General features: G+C 61.5%; 13 protein-coding genes and 2 rRNA genes (1 of these 15 only partly in view). 3 read left to right on the top strand and 12 right to left on the bottom strand.

Going from position 1 to position 18,556, the window contains the following annotated elements:
- Window positions 1-522: ribosomal RNA gene (locus A7317_RS03155) — 23S ribosomal RNA — on the top strand; it begins 2,370 nt to the left of the window's first position.
- A 157-nt stretch (window positions 523-679) separates the two neighbouring features.
- Window positions 680-795 (top strand): 5S ribosomal RNA (rrf, locus tag A7317_RS03150).
- A 126-nt stretch (window positions 796-921) separates the two neighbouring features.
- On the opposite strand, the gene A7317_RS03145 is transcribed toward rrf, so the two are convergent.
- The 12 genes from A7317_RS03145 to A7317_RS03090 all read right to left on the bottom strand — a co-directional run bounded on the left by A7317_RS03145 (window position 922) and on the right by A7317_RS03090 (window position 17,186).
- Window positions 922-3,693, bottom strand: a complete 2,772-nt coding sequence (locus A7317_RS03145) for a hybrid sensor histidine kinase/response regulator (RefSeq protein WP_069075189.1) — start codon at window positions 3,691-3,693, stop codon at window positions 922-924.
- Between the two features lie 102 nt (window positions 3,694-3,795).
- Window positions 3,796-5,088, bottom strand: a complete 1,293-nt coding sequence (gene purD / locus A7317_RS03140; RefSeq protein ID WP_024073164.1) for a phosphoribosylamine--glycine ligase — start codon at window positions 5,086-5,088, stop codon at window positions 3,796-3,798.
- A gap of 149 nt (window positions 5,089-5,237) precedes the next feature.
- Complete coding sequence (gene purH, locus A7317_RS03135; protein WP_024073165.1) at window positions 5,238-6,845, bottom strand: bifunctional phosphoribosylaminoimidazolecarboxamide formyltransferase/IMP cyclohydrolase; 1,608 nt, start codon at window positions 6,843-6,845, stop codon at window positions 5,238-5,240.
- Between the two features lie 81 nt (window positions 6,846-6,926).
- A complete protein-coding gene (gene fis, locus A7317_RS03130) occupies window positions 6,927-7,247 on the bottom strand; it encodes a DNA-binding transcriptional regulator Fis (RefSeq protein WP_002555375.1) in 321 nt (106 codons plus the stop codon).
- Entirely contained in the window at window positions 7,244-8,257 is a 1,014-nt protein-coding gene (dusB, locus tag A7317_RS03125; RefSeq protein ID WP_024073166.1) for a tRNA dihydrouridine synthase DusB, read from the bottom strand. Before dusB ends, fis begins: the two co-directional genes overlap by 4 nt.
- 185 nt (window positions 8,258-8,442) lie before the next feature.
- The gene (locus tag A7317_RS03120; RefSeq protein ID WP_024073167.1) at window positions 8,443-9,696 is read right to left on the bottom strand and encodes a DUF3426 domain-containing protein; all 1,254 of its coding nucleotides are present in this window, start codon (window positions 9,694-9,696) and stop codon (window positions 8,443-8,445) included.
- A gap of 30 nt (window positions 9,697-9,726) precedes the next feature.
- Window positions 9,727-10,605, bottom strand: a complete 879-nt coding sequence (gene prmA / locus A7317_RS03115) for a 50S ribosomal protein L11 methyltransferase (protein ID WP_024073168.1) — start codon at window positions 10,603-10,605, stop codon at window positions 9,727-9,729.
- A 277-nt stretch (window positions 10,606-10,882) separates the two neighbouring features.
- Complete coding sequence (gene accC, locus A7317_RS03110; protein ID WP_024073169.1) at window positions 10,883-12,244, bottom strand: acetyl-CoA carboxylase biotin carboxylase subunit; 1,362 nt, start codon at window positions 12,242-12,244, stop codon at window positions 10,883-10,885.
- Between the two features lie 17 nt (window positions 12,245-12,261).
- Window positions 12,262-12,723, bottom strand: coding sequence for an acetyl-CoA carboxylase biotin carboxyl carrier protein (gene accB, locus A7317_RS03105; protein ID WP_069075188.1), 462 nt, complete (start codon window positions 12,721-12,723; stop codon window positions 12,262-12,264).
- 24 nt (window positions 12,724-12,747) lie between these two features.
- The gene (gene aroQ, locus A7317_RS03100; protein ID WP_024073171.1) at window positions 12,748-13,203 is read right to left on the bottom strand and encodes a type II 3-dehydroquinate dehydratase; all 456 of its coding nucleotides are present in this window, start codon (window positions 13,201-13,203) and stop codon (window positions 12,748-12,750) included.
- Window positions 13,204-13,501: 298 nt separating this feature from the next.
- A complete protein-coding gene (locus A7317_RS03095; RefSeq protein WP_069075187.1) occupies window positions 13,502-15,463 on the bottom strand; it encodes a methyl-accepting chemotaxis protein in 1,962 nt (653 codons plus the stop codon).
- A gap of 52 nt (window positions 15,464-15,515) precedes the next feature.
- The gene (locus tag A7317_RS03090) at window positions 15,516-17,186 is read right to left on the bottom strand and encodes a response regulator (RefSeq protein ID WP_024073173.1); all 1,671 of its coding nucleotides are present in this window, start codon (window positions 17,184-17,186) and stop codon (window positions 15,516-15,518) included.
- A gap of 300 nt (window positions 17,187-17,486) precedes the next feature.
- Between A7317_RS03090 and A7317_RS03085 the strand changes: the two genes are divergently transcribed.
- Complete coding sequence (locus tag A7317_RS03085) at window positions 17,487-18,554, top strand: DUF2333 family protein (RefSeq protein WP_024073174.1); 1,068 nt, start codon at window positions 17,487-17,489, stop codon at window positions 18,552-18,554.
- Window positions 18,555-18,556: the final 2 nt, after the last annotated feature.

The following is an 18,556-nucleotide window of genomic DNA, read 5'->3' as shown; positions in this document are numbered from 1 at the left end:
GTCTTAGTGATCCGGTGGTTCTGTATGGAAGGGCCATCGCTCAACGGATAAAAGGTACTCCGGGGATAACAGGCTGATACCGCCCAAGAGTTCATATCGACGGCGGTGTTTGGCACCTCGATGTCGGCTCATCACATCCTGGGGCTGAAGCCGGTCCCAAGGGTATGGCTGTTCGCCATTTAAAGTGGTACGCGAGCTGGGTTTAGAACGTCGTGAGACAGTTCGGTCCCTATCTGCCGTGGACGTTTGAGATTTGAGAGGGGCTGCTCCTAGTACGAGAGGACCGGAGTGGACGAACCTCTGGTGTTCCGGTTGTCACGCCAGTGGCATTGCCGGGTAGCTATGTTCGGAATAGATAACCGCTGAAAGCATCTAAGCGGGAAACTAGCCTCAAGATGAGATCTCACTGGGACCTTGAGTCCCCTGAAGGGCCGTCGAAGACTACGACGTTGATAGGTTGGGTGTGTAAGCGCTGTGAGGCGTTGAGCTAACCAATACTAATTGCCCGTGAGGCTTGACCATATAACACCCAAGCAATTTGCTGACCTGAAAAGGCACCAGATTGCGGTGTGTGAAGACGAAACGAACCGAAAGTTCGAAGTTCACAAAACACCGAAAGCTATCACATACCCAATTTGCTGAAGCGAGGCCAGCTGGCCACGACTCAGTACCCGAATTTCTTGACGACCATAGAGCATTGGAACCACCTGATCCCATCCCGAACTCAGTAGTGAAACGATGCATCGCCGATGGTAGTGTGGGGTTTCCCCATGTGAGAGTAGGTCATCGTCAAGATTAAATTCCTCTTCGCGAGCAAGCTCGCTCCTACAAAAAAGCCTTAACTGAACGGCATTAGGGCAAGCCCGCTCGCCACAACAAGCGGGCTTGCCACAACAGTTCTATCTGCCGGGTGTTCTGCGTTCAGGACGGGGCGTGTTCCGGGCGTTGTTGACGCTGCGCCACCCAGAACTCCACCAATTCGCGCAGTTGTGACAGCTCTACCGGCTTGGCCATATGCCCGTCCATTCCGGCCTGGCGTGCGCGTTCTTTATGTTCCGAGAGGATGTGCGCCGTGAGGGCGACGATCGGCGTGCGGATGCGTTGGTGGCTGACCTCCCACGCACGCAATTGCTGGGTCGCCGAGAAGCCGTCGAGGATCGGCATTTCACAGTCCATCAATACCAGGTCGTAGCGCTGGGCTTTCATCGCTTCCAGGGCTTCTTCGCCATTGCTGGCGGTGTCCGGGTTGAGGTTGAGCTTGCCCAGCATGCCGCGGATCACTTTGGTGGAGATGCTGTTGTCTTCAGCGACCAGGATGCGGAAATCACTGGGCACGATGACAGGCGCTGGCACGCTCAGGGGCGCGCGGGGCTGTACATTGCCTTTGCTGCGCTGGGTCAGCTCGTCGGCCAGGGTGGTCTTGAGGGTATAGCCGGCCACCGGCTTGGCGAGGATGCGCTTGATTCCGCAATTGCGCGCAATGATCTTGCTCGGCGCGTTGCTGATGCCGGTGAGCATGATCAGCAGGATGTCGTGGTTCAGGCTCGGGTCTTCCTTGATTTTCGCCGCCAGTTGCATGCCGGTCATGCCCGGCATGTTCTGGTCGAGCAGCACCACATCGAAGTAATCACGCAGGTGCGCCTTGGTGCGCAGCAGCGCCAGGGCTTCCTTGCCCGACGGCACGGCGCTGACGTTGAGGCCCCAGGCGGTGCATTGCTGCACGAGCACTTTGCGGCAGGTGTCGTTGTCGTCCACCACCAGTACCCGCGCGCCCTTGAGCGGGCCATCGAGGTCGGAGGTCGGGTGCTCCAGGCGTTCCGGGTCCAGCGGCAGGGTCAGCCACAGGGTGCTGCCCTGTTGCGCGCCACTCTTGATACCAAATTCGCCATTCATCAACAGGATCAGTTGGCGTGCGATCACCAGGCCCAGGTGGCCGGTCAAGCGCGTCTCCGACAGGAAGTTCTTGCTGTGCAACTCACTGTGCAGCAACGCGTCGCGCTCGGCGGCTTCCATCGGCAGGCCGCTGTCTTGTACGGCAATGCGCAGGCGCGGCTTGGTGCTGCGTTCGTCCAGTGCCACGACGATCAGCACTTCACCTTCGTCGGTTTTCTGCAGGGCGTTTTCCAGCAGGCTCAGCATCGCCTGGCGCAGGCGTGTCGGGTCGCCGCTGATCACGCGCGGCACCTGGGGCTGGATAAAACTGATCAGCTCGACGTTCTGCTGCTCGGCCTTGGCGCGGAAGATGCTCAGGCAGTCTTCGATCAGGGCATTCAGGTCGAACTGCACGTCGTCCAGTTCGATTTGCCCGGATTCGAGCTTGGAGATATCGAGAATCTCGTTGATCAGCGTGAGCAGTTCATTACCGGCGCTGTGAATGGTCTGCACATAGTCGCGCTGCTTCACCGACAAAGGCGTGCCCAACAGCAGTTCGGTCATGCCCAGCACGCCGTTCATGGGGGTACGGATTTCGTGGCTGATTTTCGCCAGGAACTCGGCCTTGGCGGCGATTTCGGCATTGCTGGCGGCCAGGTCGCGGCTGACACTGAAGCGTTTTTCGACAATCGCGCGCTGGCGCTCGCCCAGGGCCAGGCTCATCAGCAGGCCGCTGAGGCAGACAAACCCGAGCAAGGTGATGATCAGGCCTTGGGGTGCTACCAGGGTCAGACCGAGCAGGGCGGGCAGGATGATCAACGTGCCGATGTTGAATACGACCATCGCCGCCACGAACAGCCGCGCCGGGCGGTAGCCTTTTTGCCAGTGGTAGGCCGAGACAAACAGCATGCTCAGGCCCGCCAGCGCTACCAGGACGTAGGTGATGATGTTCAGCGGCAGGGTATTGACGAACAACAGCAACAGGCCGCACAGCACGATCAGCAGGATGTCGGCCATCAGCAGCTTGTTCAGCGGGTGCGGGCCCAGGGGCATGAAGAAGCGGTAGGCAAACATCAGCCCGCAGGGTGCAGTCAGCAGAAGGGCGAGGTAGGCGCCTGGCGTCTGGATCGCGTGCCAGTCGGGCAGCCATGGCCCCACCAGGTTGAGCAGCAGCGCCAGGCTGAGCATCAACAGGCCTTCGCACGCCGCCAGCCACAGGCTGCTGCGCGAGCGGTGGTAGGCGAAACGTGTGAGGTTGTGCAGGATCAACATCAACAGGCAGCCGAACAGCAGGCCATAGATCAGCGTCTGGTTCTGGTCGGCGGCGGCCAGGACGGCCGGCTCCAGGGTGATGTAGGGGCGCAGTTCGTGTTCCGAGACCAGGCGCAGGTACACCTCGAGGGGCTTTTGGCTCTGGGGCATCGGCAGCATGAAATCGCTGCTGGGCAACGGGCGTTCCGCCTGGGGCTGGCGGGTGCCGGTGCTCTGTTGTTCGATCAGGGTGTCGCCGTCCAGCACATAGAGGCTCAGGTGTGAGACGTCCGGGGCGAATATGCGCAGCACTTGCTCGTGCTTGCCGGGCTGCAGCTTGAAACGTACCCACAACGCACCGTCCGGCACGGCGGCGGTAATCCGGTCCAGTTCGATGGGGCTGAATTGATTGGTGTAGCGCGAGGAACGGATGTCGCTCAGTTGCAGGTCGGCCTGTTCATCAAGCAATACCGCCCAGCCACTGCCTTGCGCGGCGGCCTGGGCCGGGAACAAGCAGAGCAGTGTCAGCAGACTGACAGTAAAACCTATGGCGATCCTGAGCCAGCGCACGGCGAAATCCCTTCGTAGGTTGATGCACGGTTAACTATGCGCGGGGAGGCCTGTATACGGCAAGGGCCAGAGGCCCTTGCCTAACCGAACGGATAGCTAGTGTTACTGGTTTTCGCCACGTTCGCGTGCAATGGCGCGATAACCGATGTCCGTGCGGTAGAAACAGCCTTTCCAGTCGATCTTCGCCGCCAGCTTGTAAGCCTGTTGCTGCGCAGCGTCGACACTGGCACCCATCGCGGTAGCGCACAACACACGGCCACCCGCGGTGACAACCTTGCCATCCTTGAGCGCGGTGCCCGCATGGAACACCTTGCCTTCCAGCGTAGCAGCCGCGTCCAGGCCTTCAATCACATCGCCTTTGGCGTAGTCGGCAGGGTAGCCGCCGGCTGCCAGCACGATGCCGACGCTCGGGCGTGGATCCCACTGTGCTTCAACCTTGTCCAGCGCCTGGGCGAGGGCGGCTTCCACCAGCAGCACCAGGCTCGATTGCAGGCGCAGCATCACGGGTTGGGTTTCCGGGTCACCGAAGCGGCAGTTGAACTCGATGACTTTCGGGTTGCCGGCCTTGTCGATCATCAGGCCGGCGTACAGGAAGCCGGTGTACACGTTGCCTTCGTCGGCCATGCCGCGCACGGTTGGCCAGATCACCAGGTCCATGACGCGCTGGTGCACCTCGGCGGTCACCACCGGGGCTGGGGAGTAGGCACCCATGCCGCCGGTGTTCGGGCCGCTGTCGCCGTCGCCGACGCGCTTGTGGTCCTGGCTGGTGGCCATCGGCAGTACGTTCTTGCCGTCGACCATCACGATAAAGCTGGCTTCTTCGCCGTCGAGGAACTCCTCGATGACCACGCGCGAACCGGCATCACCAAACGCGTTGCCGGCGAGCATGTCGCGCACCGCGTCTTCGGCTTCCTGCAAGGTCATGGCGACGATCACGCCTTTACCGGCGGCCAGGCCGTCGGCCTTGATCACGATCGGTGCGCCTTTTTCACGCAGGTAGGCCAGGGCCGGCTCGATCTCGGTGAAGTTCTGGTAGTCGGCGGTCGGGATCTTGTGGCGCGCCAGGAAATCCTTGGTGAAGGCTTTCGAGCCTTCCAGCTGGGCCGCGCCAGCGGTTGGGCCGAAGCAATCCAGGCCGCGGCTGCGGAACAGGTCCACGACACCGGCAACCAATGGCACTTCCGGACCGACGATGGTCAGGGAGACGTTTTTCTCGGCGAAGTCGGCCAGTTGTTCCAGGGCCAGTACGTCGATGGCGACGTTTTCGCACTTGGCTTCGATGGCGGTACCGGCGTTGCCGGGGGCGACGAAGACTTTCTGGACGCGTGGGTCCTGGGCAACTTTCCAGGCCAGGGCGTGTTCACGGCCACCGCTGCCAATGATCAAAACATTCATGTCAAAAACCTCTGTGAAACGCTGTGCTTTCTGTAGGAGCGAGCTTGCTCGCGAAGATCGTCAACGATGACGGGGGGCATCTGGCTCCCCGTGGCGTTTTCGGGCTTTTCGCGAGCAAGCTCGCTCCTACAGTAGGAAAGCAGTGGTGTTTAGTGACGGAAGTGGCGCATGCCGGTGAAGACCATGGCAATGCCGGCTTCATCTGCGGCGGCGATCACTTCGGCGTCACGCATCGAGCCGCCCGGTTGGATCACGGCAGTCACGCCAGCTTTCGCGGCATTGTCCAGACCGTCGCGGAACGGGAAGAACGCATCGGAAGCCATCACTGAACCGGCGACCTGCAACCCGGCGTGTTCGGCCTTGATCGCGGCGATACGCGCCGAGTTCACGCGGCTCATCTGGCCGGCGCCGACACCGATGGTCTGGCGGTTCTTGGCGTAGACGATGGCGTTGGACTTCACATACTTGGCCACTTTCCAGGCGAAGATCAGGTCGTTGATTTCCTGCTCGGTCGGCGCGCGCTTGGTCACTACCTTCAGGTCGGCGCTGCTGATCATGCCAATGTCGCGGCTCTGGACCAGCAAGCCGCCATTGACGCGCTTGTAGTCCCAGGCGGCGGCGCGTTCGGCCGACCACTCGCCGCAGGCCAGCAGGCGCACGTTGGCTTTCGCGGCAACAATGGCGCGGGCTTCTTCGCTGACGGAGGGCGCGATGATCACTTCGACGAACTGACGCTCGACGATGGCCTTGGCGGTCTCGGCGTCCAGTTCACGGTTGAAGGCGATGATGCCGCCGAAGGCCGACTCGGTGTCGGTGGCGTAGGCCAGTTCGTAGGCCTGGCGGATGCCGCCTTCAGCGTCGGGGCTGACGGCCACGCCGCATGGGTTGGCGTGCTTGACGATCACGCAGGCGGGCTTGACGAAGCTCTTCACGCATTCCAGCGCGGCGTCGGTATCGGCCACGTTGTTGTAGGACAGCTCTTTGCCTTGCAGCTGGGTCGCGGTGGCGATGCCCACTTCGGCCGGTTTGGCTTCCACGTAGAACGCCGCGCTCTGGTGCGGGTTCTCGCCGTAGCGCATTTCCTGGGCCTTGATGAACTGGCTGTTGAAGGTGCGCGGGAACTGGCTGCGGCCTTCAGTGCTCAGGGTTTCGGCGGCCTGGTTCACGGTGCCCATGTAGTTGGCGATCATGCCGTCGTAGGCGGCAGTGTGTTCGAACGCCTTGAGCATCAGGTCGAAACGCTGGGCGTAGGTCAGGCCACCGGCCTTCAGGCTTTCCAGCACTTGGGCGTAGTCGCTGGCGTTGACCACGATCGCCACGTCTTTGTGGTTCTTGGCCGCCGAGCGCACCATGGTCGGGCCGCCGATGTCGATGTTCTCGATGGCGGTCGGCAGGTCGCAGCCTGGCTTGTTGATGGTGGCTTCGAACGGGTAGAGGTTGACGGCCACCAGGTCGATCGGCTTGATGCCGTGTTCGTTCATGATCGCGTCGTCGACGCCGCGACGGCCGAGGATGCCGCCATGGATTTTCGGGTGCAGGGTCTTGACCCGACCGTCCATCATTTCTGCGAAACCGGTGTAGTCCGCGACTTCTACTGCGGCCACGCCGTTGTCCTGCAGCAGTTTGAAGGTCCCGCCCGTGGAGAGGATTTCCACGCCCAGGGCTTCCAGCCCCCGGGCAAATTCGAGGATCCCGGTCTTGTCGGAAACACTGATCAAGGCGCGGCGGATCGGCAGGCGGGTAGTCTGGTCGGTCATTTCAATTTCCATCAAAAGCAAAGGAGTCAGCAAAAAAGGCGACCGGTTTTACGCGGGCGCCTTTCTGGTTGGATTGAATGCTTACAGCAAATCGTATTGTTTGAGCTTTTTGCGCAAGGTGCCACGGTTGAGGCCCAGCAGCTCACTGGCTTTGGTCTGGTTGCCCTTGACGTAGTTCATCACGCTTTCGAGCAAGGGTGCCTCGACTTCGGAGAGCACCAGGTTGTACACGTCCGTGACGGAAGCGCCCTCAAGGTGGGCGAAATAATTGTGCAGCGCCTTCTCGACACTCCCGCGAAGGGTCTGGCCTTCTTCGCTCGGCGTGTTGAGGTGCTGTTTCAAATTGACGTTGTCGCTCACGGGTGTTGTTCCACTCACTAAAGTCTCGGTCATCATCGTCATGCGGCCACCCCCTTTCCGTCCCCTGTCCCCAGGCTCTTGTAACGTTCGCTGAAGAACTCACGAACGTTGGCGCACTGTGCTTCCGTATCATCCAAACGATTGAAGTGGGCGCGGAACTCCCTGGCGCCCGGCAGGGTTGCGAGATACCAGCCGACATGCTTGCGAGCAATGCGTACTCCCATCACGTCTCCATAGAAGGCGTGCAGGGCGGCCAGATGCTCTAGCAGAATACGTTCCACCTCGATCAACTCCGGTGCCGGCAGGGTTTCGCCCGTACGCAGAAAATGCTCGATCTCACGAAAAATCCACGGTCGCCCCTGGGCGGCCCGGCCAATCAACAGGCCATCGGCACCGGTTGCGTGCAGCACGCGCCGGGCTTTCTCGGCTGAATCGATATCGCCATTGGCAAACACCGGCATCGACACCGCCTGCTTGATCGCGGCAATGGTGTCGTACTCGGCTTCACCGGTGTACAGATCGGCGCGGGTGCGGCCATGTACCGCCAGCGCTGTAATACCCGCCTGTTCGGCGATCTTCGCCACCGTCAGGCCATTCTTGTTGTCCCGGTCCCAGCCGGTACGAATCTTCAGGGTCACCGGCACATCCACTGCGGCGACAACGGCCTGCAGGATCTCGGTGACCAACTGCTCGTCCTTCAACAACGCGGAACCGGCGGCCTTGTTGCAAACCTTCTTGGCCGGGCAGCCCATGTTGATATCAATGATCTGCGCACCCAGCTCCACGTTGGCTCGGGCCGCATCCGCCAGCATCTGTGCATCTCCACCGGCGATCTGTACCGAGCGGGGCTCGGGATCACCTTCGTGGATCATGCGCATCCGCGATTTGCGGGTGTTCCACAAGCTCATGTCGCTGGTGACCATTTCCGAGACTACTAGACCCGCGCCCAAACGCTTGCACAGCTGACGAAAGGGCTGGTCGGTGACGCCCGCCATGGGGGCGAGAATCAAGCCATTCTGCAATGTGTATGGGCCGATGCGTACCGCCGACATAGGACTTCCCTGTTGTGGGGCCGGATCATTAGAGTTCGAAAAAGGGTTGGCATGATACCCGCTCTCGATGACTGGATAAAGGCTGAATTGGATAAAATCTGAACAGTTATTTCTTTATCGCCACCGGTTTGGTCGCCGGTGACTCAGTCTGGAATCTATCGTAAAGCTTCGCTGCGTGAACCGATTCACTCGGGCGAGTGGAAGCTCAGGCTGTAATTCACGGCTTTGTTGCCCGGATCGAGGATGTCCAGGGAGATATGGATCGGCGTCTGGGAGGGCATTTCGCTCACCCCGGCCAGCTCGCCACTCAGGTATTCGGCGGGCTTGAAGCGACGACTGGCGATCAGGCCGCCGTTCAAATCGGCAAAGCGCAGTTCCAGCAGCGGGAATGGCTGGGAAAACGTCGCGCGGTTATAGATGATCGCGTCCACCACCAGCGCCCCGGCGAAGTCCGGATGGCTGCGTACCACCAGGTTGCTGCTCTTGATATGGGCGATATCGACGCGCGACGGCACGGTGCAGCCCAATGTCGGGCATAACTGCTGGAACCATGGGCGGTAGGCGTCCTGGCGGGCCAGGTCGTCGAATTGGTAGGCGATGTACTGGCCGGCTAGGCCGGCGGCGGCGATCAGCACCAGCAACAGCCAGATCAGGCGACGGCCCCAACCCGACGGGCGTTTCTGCGCGTAGAGGTGCAGCGGGTCGTCTTCCAGGTCCTGGAGGACATCGTCGTGGGCACCGGTCTCGGCGCGCGGGCGTTTGCGGCGGGGCAGGGGGCGTTCTTCGGGGGCTGCCGTGTCTGCTTCGTCGGTAATGGGGGTGACGGGCGGGTCGAGTTCAGCCGCGTCATGGGTGGCATGCAGCGGTGGTTCGTCATCGATATCGTCCATGCTGAATGACATGGACGGTTCGGTGCGCTGTCGGGGCGCCGTTGCCTTGGCTGGCTCAGGCTCGTCTTCAGCGGCTTGGGTGCGTTCTTCAGGCGGCTCGCTGAACAGGCTGGCGGCCCACTTTTCTTCCTCGGCCTTGACGGTATCGCGGCTGGCGCTGAGGGACTCTTCTTTTTGCCGGCGGTCGGAGCCGGGTTGGCGACGCTCCGCACCCACCGGCTGGGTGTGCTGAATCTCGCGGCGTTCCAGCTTGGCCAGTTCTTCGTCCAGGTCCAGGTTATCCAGGTCCAGCTCTTCGGCTGTCCACTGCTTCTGGCTGATTGCCCGTGTTGTCTCGGGCGCTGCCTGCGGGGCTGGCTCAAGGGCCGCCGGTGGTTCCACAGCGGCGGCGGGCGCGTGGGCGCGCTGCTCGAGTAACTGGCGAGCGGCGTTGAACACTTGCAGGCACGAGCCGCAGCGCACTACGCCGCGGGCCACGCTCAACTGAGCGTGGTTGACGCGAAAGCGCGTTTGGCAATGCGGACATTGGGTGACGAAACTGTCGGTCATGCGGCCATCCGATTCAGGCAAGCGCTCATTCTAGCGCCGACGCCCGCTGATGCGTACCCAGCCATCGCGGTTGGCGATCGGATCCAGCTCGAAATCCTTCGCGTACGCGGCGGCAACGTCTTCGCCTTGCTCGGCAAGGATACCCGACAGCGCCAGGCGGCCACCCGGCTTGACCAGGCTCGACAGCTGCGGCGCCAGGGAGACCAGCGGGCCGGCGAGGATGTTGGCCACCAGCACATCGGCTTGCACCTGGGGCAAGTGCTCCGGCAGGTACAGTGGGAATTTGCCTTCAGGGATGTTGTTGCGCCCGGCGTTGTCGCGGGAGGCTTCCAGGGCTTGCACGTCGATGTCGGTGCCCACGGCTTCCTTGGCGCCCAGCAGCAGGGCGGCAATCGCCAGGATCCCCGAGCCGCAGCCGAAGTCCAGCACGTGGCTGTCGGTCAGGTCCTGGCCGTCCAGCCATTCCAGGCACAGGGCCGTGGTCGGGTGGGTGCCGGTACCGAAAGCCAGGCCCGGGTCGAGCAGCAGGTTGACTGCATCCGGCTCAGGGGCGGCATGCCAGCTTGGCACGATCCACAGGCGCTGGCCGAAACGCATTGGCTGGAAGTTGTCCATCCAGCTGCGTTCCCAGTCCTGGTCTTCGATCACTTCGCTGTGGTGCTCTGGCAGCGGGCCACCGGTGAGCAGTTCCATATGGGCGAGGACGGCGGCGGCATCGGTGCCGTCTTCGAACAGGGCGAGCAGATGGGTATGGGACCACAGCGGGGTGGTATTGAGTTCCGGCTCGAAGATCGGTTGGTCTTCGGCGTCCATGAACGTCACCGACACCGCGCCCACTTCGAGGAAAGCGTCTTCGTAGGTTTCGGCTTGTTCTGGGCTGATGGCGAGGCGGACTTGCAGCCAAGGCATGGCGGGCACCTTTGAATAAAAATGAGTGTGCGACGAGCGAGGTCGCGAAAGCGCGCAAGTTTACGCCAGCGAACAGCAGAAGACGACACTACTGACTGCACGCCGGTCAAATGTGGGAGGGGGCTTGCCCCGATGCAGTGTGTCAGTCTCAGTATCTGTCACTGATCCACCGCTATCGGGGGCAAGCCCCCTCCCACATTTGGACTGTGTACATCTTCAAAGTAGAGGGCCCACAAACAACAAAGCCGCCCGAAGGCGGCTTTGTTGGGTGGAGCACTTACTGGTTGGCCAGCTTGTGTTCCAGGTAGTGAATGTTCACACCACCCTCGCAGAAGCCTTCATCGCGAACCAGGTCCCGATGCAGCGGGATGTTGGTCTTGATGCCGTCGACCACGATTTCGTCCAGGGCGTTGCGCATACGGGCCATGGCCTCGTCGCGGGTGGCGCCCCAGGTGATCAGCTTGCCGATCAACGAGTCGTAGTTGGACGGGACCTTGTAGCCGCTGTACAGGTGCGAATCGACGCGAACGCCGTTGCCGCCTGGGGCATGGAAGTGCTTGACCAGGCCTGGGCTCGGGATAAAGGTCTTCGGGTCTTCGGCGTTGATCCGGCACTCCAGGGAGTGGCCGTGGATCTTCACGTCGTCCTGGGTGAAGGACAACACGTTGCCGGCGGCGATGCTCAGCATCTCCTTGACGATGTCGATACCGGTGACCATCTCCGAAACCGGGTGCTCTACCTGCACGCGAGTGTTCATCTCGATGAAGTAGAAGCGACCGTTCTCGTAGAGGAACTCGAAGGTACCGGCGCCACGGTAGTTGATGTCGATGCACGCCTTGACACAGCGCGCCAGGACTTCCTGGCGGGCTTTCTCGTCCAGGCCCGGTGCTGGTGCTTCTTCCAGTACCTTCTGGTGACGACGTTGCAGCGAGCAGTCGCGATCACCCAGGTGGATGGCGTGGCCCTGGCCGTCAGACAGAACCTGCACTTCCACGTGACGTGGGTTGGTCAGGTACTTTTCCAGGTAGACCATCGGGTTGCCGAACCAGGCGGCAGCTTCCGAGCGGGTCTGCTTGGCCGCTTCGATCAGTTCTTCTTCCTTGTGCACCACGCGCATGCCGCGACCACCACCGCCACCGGCGGCCTTGATGATCACCGGGTAACCGACTTCGCGACCAATGCGCAGGGCGGTTGCCTCGTCTTCAGGCAGCGGGCCGTCGGAGCCAGGCACGGTGGGTACGCCGGCGGCGATCATGGCGTCCTTGGCCGAGACCTTGTCGCCCATCAGGCGAATGGTTTCGGCTTTCGGGCCGATGAAGGCAAACCCGGATTTTTCCACCTGTTCGGCGAAATCGGCGTTTTCCGCGAGGAAGCCGTAGCCCGGGTGGATGCCATCAGCGCCGGTCACTTCAGCGGCCGCGATGATGTTCGAGACTTTCAGGTACGAGTTCGTGGCCAGTGGCGGGCCGATGCAGATGCTTTCGTCCGCCAGTTTCACGTGCATCAATTCGGTATCGGCCGTCGAGTAAACAGCGACGGTCTTGATGCCCTCTTCCTTACAGGCGCGCAGGATACGCAGCGCGATCTCGCCGCGGTTGGCGATCAGGACTTTTTGCAGTTTCTTCGCAGGTTTCAACATCGAAGGCGCTCCGCGGTTCAAACGATGGTGAACAGCGGCTGGTCGTACTCAACCGGCTGACCGTTTTCTACCAGGATGGATTCGACGACGCCGGCTTTTTCAGCGGTGATGTGGTTCATCATTTTCATCGCTTCCACGATGCAGATGGTGTCGCCCACTTTCACGGTCTGGCCTACTTCAACGAAGGCTGGCGAGGTCGGTGCCGGGGTGCGGTAGAACGTACCGACCATTGGCGACTTGACCACGAAGCCGTTCAGCGCTGGCGCGGCCGGTGCGGCTGGAGCAGCGGCAGCAGTAGGTGCGGCGGCCGGCGCGGCAGCAGGTGCCGGTGCTTGCATTTGTGGTGCGTAGAACTGTTGGGCCGGGGTCTTGCTGTGACGGCTGATCCGTACGGACTCTTCGCCTTCCTTGATTTCCAGCTCGTCGATACCGGATTCTTCCAGCAGTTCGATCAGTTTCTTAACTTTACGGATATCCATGAATCATCAACTCCCAAGGGTCGGTCAGGGGCGCTTGGCCTGTTCTTCAAGCTGTTCCAGGGCGGCCTCCAGGGCCAGTCGGTAACCGCTGGCGCCAAGGCCGCAGATCACTCCTACCGCTACGTCGGAGAAGTAAGAGTGATGGCGGAAAGGTTCGCGTTTGTGCACGTTGGACAAATGCACTTCGATGAATGGGATGCTCACCGCCAGCAACGCGTCACGTAATGCAACGCTTGTATGCGTAAAAGCGGCGGGATTGATCAGGATAAAGTCCACGCCTTCGCCGCGCGCGGCATGGATGCGATCAATCAATTCGTACTCGGCATTGCTTTGCAGGTAGAGCAAATGGTGGCCGGCATCACGGGCCCGTCGTTCCAGATCAAGGTTGATCTGATCGAGGGTCACTGCCCCGTAGACGCCCGGTTCACGGGTGCCGAGCAGGTTCAGGTTGGGTCCGTGAAGAACCAGTAAGGTCGCCATCGGCTGTTCCTTGTTATTGATGTGGGTACGGCAGAACCCGGCGACTATGCCGCAAAGCCTTTGTGACTGTCCAGTTCTATGCAGTAGGCGGCACGATTAGCGAGGATAGCGCAAAATTTATGACTGAGGCCTGGGATCCGGTCATGGGTAATACCGTCTTGAAACCTGTAGCGATCAAATGTGGGAGGGGGCTTGCCCCCGATAGCGGTGGATCAGTCACATAGATGTCGACTGACACTCCGCTATCGGGGGCAAGCCCCCTCCCACATTTGTTGTTCACCTGGCGCCTGGCGGGGGGTCAGACCCGGAAGGCTTTTACGGCGGTATTGAGCTGCCCACCCAGCACCAGCAGGTGCTCACCCTGGCTACGTCCCTGGCCGATGCGCAGCAAATTATCCTCACCCAGTTGGTGAATCCGCTCGCTGTTATCGCGAATCTCACTCACCGCGCCACTCTGCTGCGCGGTCACATCGGCGATGCGCACGGCGGTGTCGGAGATGGTCTGGATCGCGCTGACGATTTCATCCAGGGCGCCGTCCGCTGCCTGGGCTTGCTGGGCGGTGGCCTCGGCGTGTTCGACCTGGGCGCGCATGCCCTGCACCGATTGGTGGGCCGCGGTTTGCAGGCCGGTGATCAAGCCCTGGATTTCGGCGGTGGCGCCAGCGGTACGTTGGGCCAGGGTGCGTACTTCGTCGGCGACCACGGCAAAACCGCGCCCGGCCTCACCGGCACGTGCGGCTTCGATGGCGGCGTTGAGTGCCAGCAGGTTGGTCTGGTCGGCAATCGAACGGATCACTGTCAGCACCCCACCGATAGTCGCGGACTCTTCGGCGAGTTTTTCGATCATCTGTGCGTTTTGCTGCACTTCGCCTACCAGCGCATGCAGTCCGGTCAGGCTCAGGCCGATCACCCGCTGGCCTTGCTCGACCGCCTGGCCCGCGCTGCGGCTGGCGCCGGCAGCCTGGCTGGCATCGCCGGCCACCTGCTGGATGGTCGCTTCCAGTTCGCCCAGGGAATCGCGGATCTGCGCGGTATCCCCGGCCTGGCGTTCGGCGCCATCGTGCAGGCCGCTGCTCAACTCGGCCAGGGCCCGGCTGCTGCCGGCCACTTCTTCGGCATTGCCGCGAATGGTGCCCACCAGGTCCACCAGATAGGCGCGCAGCCGGTTCAAGGACGCCTCGATATCGCGCAGTTCGCGGTTGGTCTTGCCCAGGGCAATCGGCTGGCTGAAGTCACCTTCGGCCCATGTCGACAAGGCCGGTGCCAGGTTGGTCAGCACCCGCGCCAAGCGCCGCTGGAGGGTGTCGATCAGCAGCGCGATCAACAGGATCAGGCCAATCATCACCCCTTGCATCAGGCGCACTTCACCCTGGATCTGCGCATGCTGCCCGCGCACCACCGGTTCCAGGCTGGCGATGGCCTGCTGCACGGCGGTGATTTTCAGGTGGGTGCTGGCGGCCAGGGCGGTGCGTTGCTGGATCTGCTCGCGGGTGCGCTTGAGTTCGGCGGGGTAGCGGGTCAGCAGGCTGTTGAGTTCGCGCTTGAGGTCGACGCCCGTGTCCTGGGCTTCGGTTTTTTCGCTGTTTTCCAGGCCCATCAACGCGGAAAAGTCATCGGTGTTGGACTCGGTGCTGGCCTTGACGCCAAGCAATGGCAATTGCTCCAGCAGGTCTGCCTGGCTGCGGATAGTGCCGACTTCACGCTCCACATCATCGGCCAGCTCCGCGCGACCGCTGCTCACCAGCTTGTCGCGGGCCAGGGACAGCTTGCCCAGGTGTTGGGCGGCGGCTAAAAGCGGCGGCAAGTAGCGCGCGGCGTCCGGCGTGTTGACGCCGATGGCGTACCGGCTCAACTGCTCCAGGTTTGCGCCCAGTTCGCGCTCGGCTTGCAGCAACAGGGCTTGTGGGTCGCCGGCCAGTTTGCCAGCGGCGAGCAGGTCGGTTTTGCTGAAGGCATCCAGTTCCACCAGGCTGGGCCGCAGGTTTTGCGCCAGTGCCGTCGGCAGTTCGTCCAGGTGTTTCAGCAGGTTTTCCAGGCTCTGGCTGGCGCTGCTCAAGCGTAGGGCATCGCCACTGGCCAGGTAGTCGTCGATATTGCGCGCGGCCTGGTTCTGGAAGGTCTGCGACAGGCTCAGGTAGCGTTCCATCAACAAATAGGGGCGCTCAAGCGCTCGTTGCGACCACCACAGCGTCGCCCCAAGGGCCAGGCATACGGCCACCAGCAGGAGGGTATTGAGATTGGTCAGCAGCTTCAGGCGCATGCGTAATTTCAACCGACAGCGAAGATAAGTGCCTGAAGTTATTGCGTTTGCGTTACAGAGTTATGACGGAATCACTGGATTCCGGTGAAAAGATGGCACTTTGCTTTGATGTGCGCGCCGCTTGTACGCGATTGCGCCCGGCGTCCTTGGCGCGGTACAGCGCTTCATCGGCCTGGGCGGCCATCATCAGGCTGTCGGAGCCGTCGCACAGCTCCACCAGCCCGGCGCTGAAGGTGCACCACAAATCCTGGGGCTGGGCCGGGTAGTGAATTTCGGCAAAGCGGCCACGAATTTCATCCAGCACCTTGCAGGCCGATTCCAAGTCGGTGTCGGGCATTACAATCGCAAATTCTTCACCGCCATAGCGGCCGATGTAGTCGGTCTTGCGCAAACGTTGCTTGAGAAACAACGCCAGGCTCTTGATCACCCGGTCGCCCATGGGGTGGCCGTGGCTGTCATTGACTCGCTTGAAGTGGTCGATATCGAGCATGGCGAAGCTCAACGGCTTGTTCTCGCGGCGCGCGCGGAAGCTACAGTCTTCGAGCAATTGCAGGATATGGGTGTGGTTGTACAGCCCGGTCAGGCTGTCACGCACCATCCGCGCCTTGAGGTTGCGCGCACGGGCGGCGCGGTTGCGCACCGTGGTGATCAGGTGGCGCGGCTTGATTGGCTTGGTGAGGAAGTCGTCGCCGCCTTCGCTCATGGCGTCCAGCTGTTTATCCAAGTCGTCTTCGGCCGACAGGTAGATGATCGGTACGCTGACATAGCGGTCATTGTGGCGAATCACCTTGGCCAGTTCAGTGCCGGTGCAGGCCGGCATATACATGTCGAGGATGATCAGGTCGGGCTGGAAGTCCGCCAGTTCGGCCATGGCCTGGATCGGTTCGATCAAGGTGCGGGTGACGATGCCGGCGCTGTTGAGCAAACGCTCGGTATGCAGGGCCTGGGCCCGCGAGTCGTCGATGATCAACACTTTATAGGGTTCGTACTGGGCGACGCAGGTCAGCACTTCGATCTTTTCCAGCAGGCTCGAGGCTTCCAGCGTACCGGTGAGGAATTCCTGGCCGCCAGCGCGTACGGCCGCCAGGCGGGTCGGGGTATCGGTTTCGTGCAGGCTGAAAAACAGCAACGGCAGCTTTTGCTCCAGACCTTCCTGGGCTTCGGCGGCCAACTGGAGGCCCAGGCCCGGGCCGCAAAAATCCACGTCCATCACAATCGCCGATGGCAGGCGGTCGGCCATGCATGCGCGGAACGCTGCCACGCTGTCCAGGGACTGGGCGCTCAAACCGAAGAACTCCAGCTGCTTGGCCAGGCGTTCGGCGCGGTCATGATCGGCGAGCATTACGTAGATCGGCTTGCGCATCGGCGGCAGGAAGGTTTGTTCCAGCTGGTCGCCCTGGCGCAGGCCGGTGCGGGACAGGCGTTGCATCAAGCGGTTGAGTTCGGTGATCAGTTGGCTGCTCAGGCGGCCGCGATTTTCGTCCACGGCCTTGAGTGACTCGCCGATATGGTGCGCCAGTTGGCCGTGCTCCGGCTGTTCGAAGCGCTCGGCGAAGCGCAGCAGGCGCAGGTTGGCTTCGCTGAGTTCGGAAAGGTCGGCGCTGGACCATTCGCTGCGTTGCAGGCGCTGCCAGATCTCAAGAATTTGACGTGCTTGATGAATTACCCGCTGGGCAAAATGGTGCTTGAGGCGCTCACGGCTGGGATCTTCTGGCTCGGTCATATCCTGACTACTAGTTAGGGTGCATGCTGAGGTCGAACTGATGGCTCTATGCTAGCACCTCTTTTCCGTTCGATGAGTGTCATACGTCAATTAACTGCATGTCCCTGGTATTCAGTTACCGACCTATTAGTCGCGCAGCGGAAATGGCGTGCATCCTTTATAGTCGGAAGTTCGCCAACCGCCCGTTTGATTAAAAGCGCCGCACGCGCTGGCACGATGGGGTAGGGTTGTGGTCGTAGTTTTTGAACGCACGCCGTCGATTAGAAGTGCATGAACTCAAGTGATTGAAAGGATATCGCCATGCTGGACTGGAAAAACCGTGAAGGCAGCGCAAAGGGCCCGGCCCCTGCGCCCAAGTCGGCTCGCCGCGGCTACCTGGGTAACCTGTTGATGAGTCGGGCCTTGCTCTCCCTGGTTGGCCTGTATTTGGTCGTGACCGGTGCCCTGGGTTGGTACTGGAGCGAAGAACCGGCCTTGTTTCCGGTCCAGCAAAATGCGCAAATCGCCGCCGAAAAGGATGGCAAGCAGATGGTGGTGGGCTTTACCACCGTCGAAACCCTGAAGACCGTGGTCGGCACCTTGCTCAATAAGCCGGGTGGCTACATCTCCAACGACCGCTTCCCGCCGGGCCTGTGGATGGACAACATGCCCAGTTGGGAATACGGCGTGCTGGTGCAAGTGCGCGACCTGACCCGCGCCCTGCGTAAAGACTTCGCCCGCTCGCAATCACAGTCGGCCGAAGACAGCGACCTGGCCAAGGCCGAGCCGCGCTTCAATTTCGACAACAAGAGCTGGGTGCTGCCCTCCAGCGAGTCGGAATACCAGGAAGGCATCAACTCCCTGAGCCGCTATGAAGCGCGCCTGTCTGACCCGAACCAGAAGGGCGCGTTGTTCTATGCCCGCGCCGATAACTTGAACAACTGGTTGGGCGACGTCGCCACGCGCCTGGGTTCGTTGTCGCAACGCCTGTCGGCCAGTGTCGGCCGCGTCAAGCTGAACACCGCCCTGAAAACCGAAGCCCTGGCGCCCGGTGAAGTGCCGCAGGTTGATGAAGAAGTGGTGGAAACCCCCTGGATGCAGATCGACAACGTGTTCTACGAGGCCCGTGGCCAGGCCTGGGCCCTGTCCCACCTGCTGCGCGCCATCGAAGTCGACTTTGCCGACGTGCTGGCCAAGAAAAACGCCACCGTCAGCGTCCGCCAGATCATTCGTGAGCTGGAGGCGTCGCAGGAGCCGGTGTGGAGCCCTATGATTCTTAACGGCAGTGGCTTTGGCGTATTGGCCAACCACTCGCTGGTCATGGCTAACTACATTTCCCGGGCCAATGCGGCGGTGATCGATCTGCGCCAGTTACTCAACCAGGGTTGATG

Source organism: Pseudomonas fluorescens (assembly GCF_001708445.1).
Classification (GTDB): domain Bacteria; phylum Pseudomonadota; class Gammaproteobacteria; order Pseudomonadales; family Pseudomonadaceae; genus Aquipseudomonas; species Aquipseudomonas gorinensis.
Note: the sequence above shows the minus strand (reverse complement) of the source record. Positions and strands in the feature narration are given on the sequence as shown.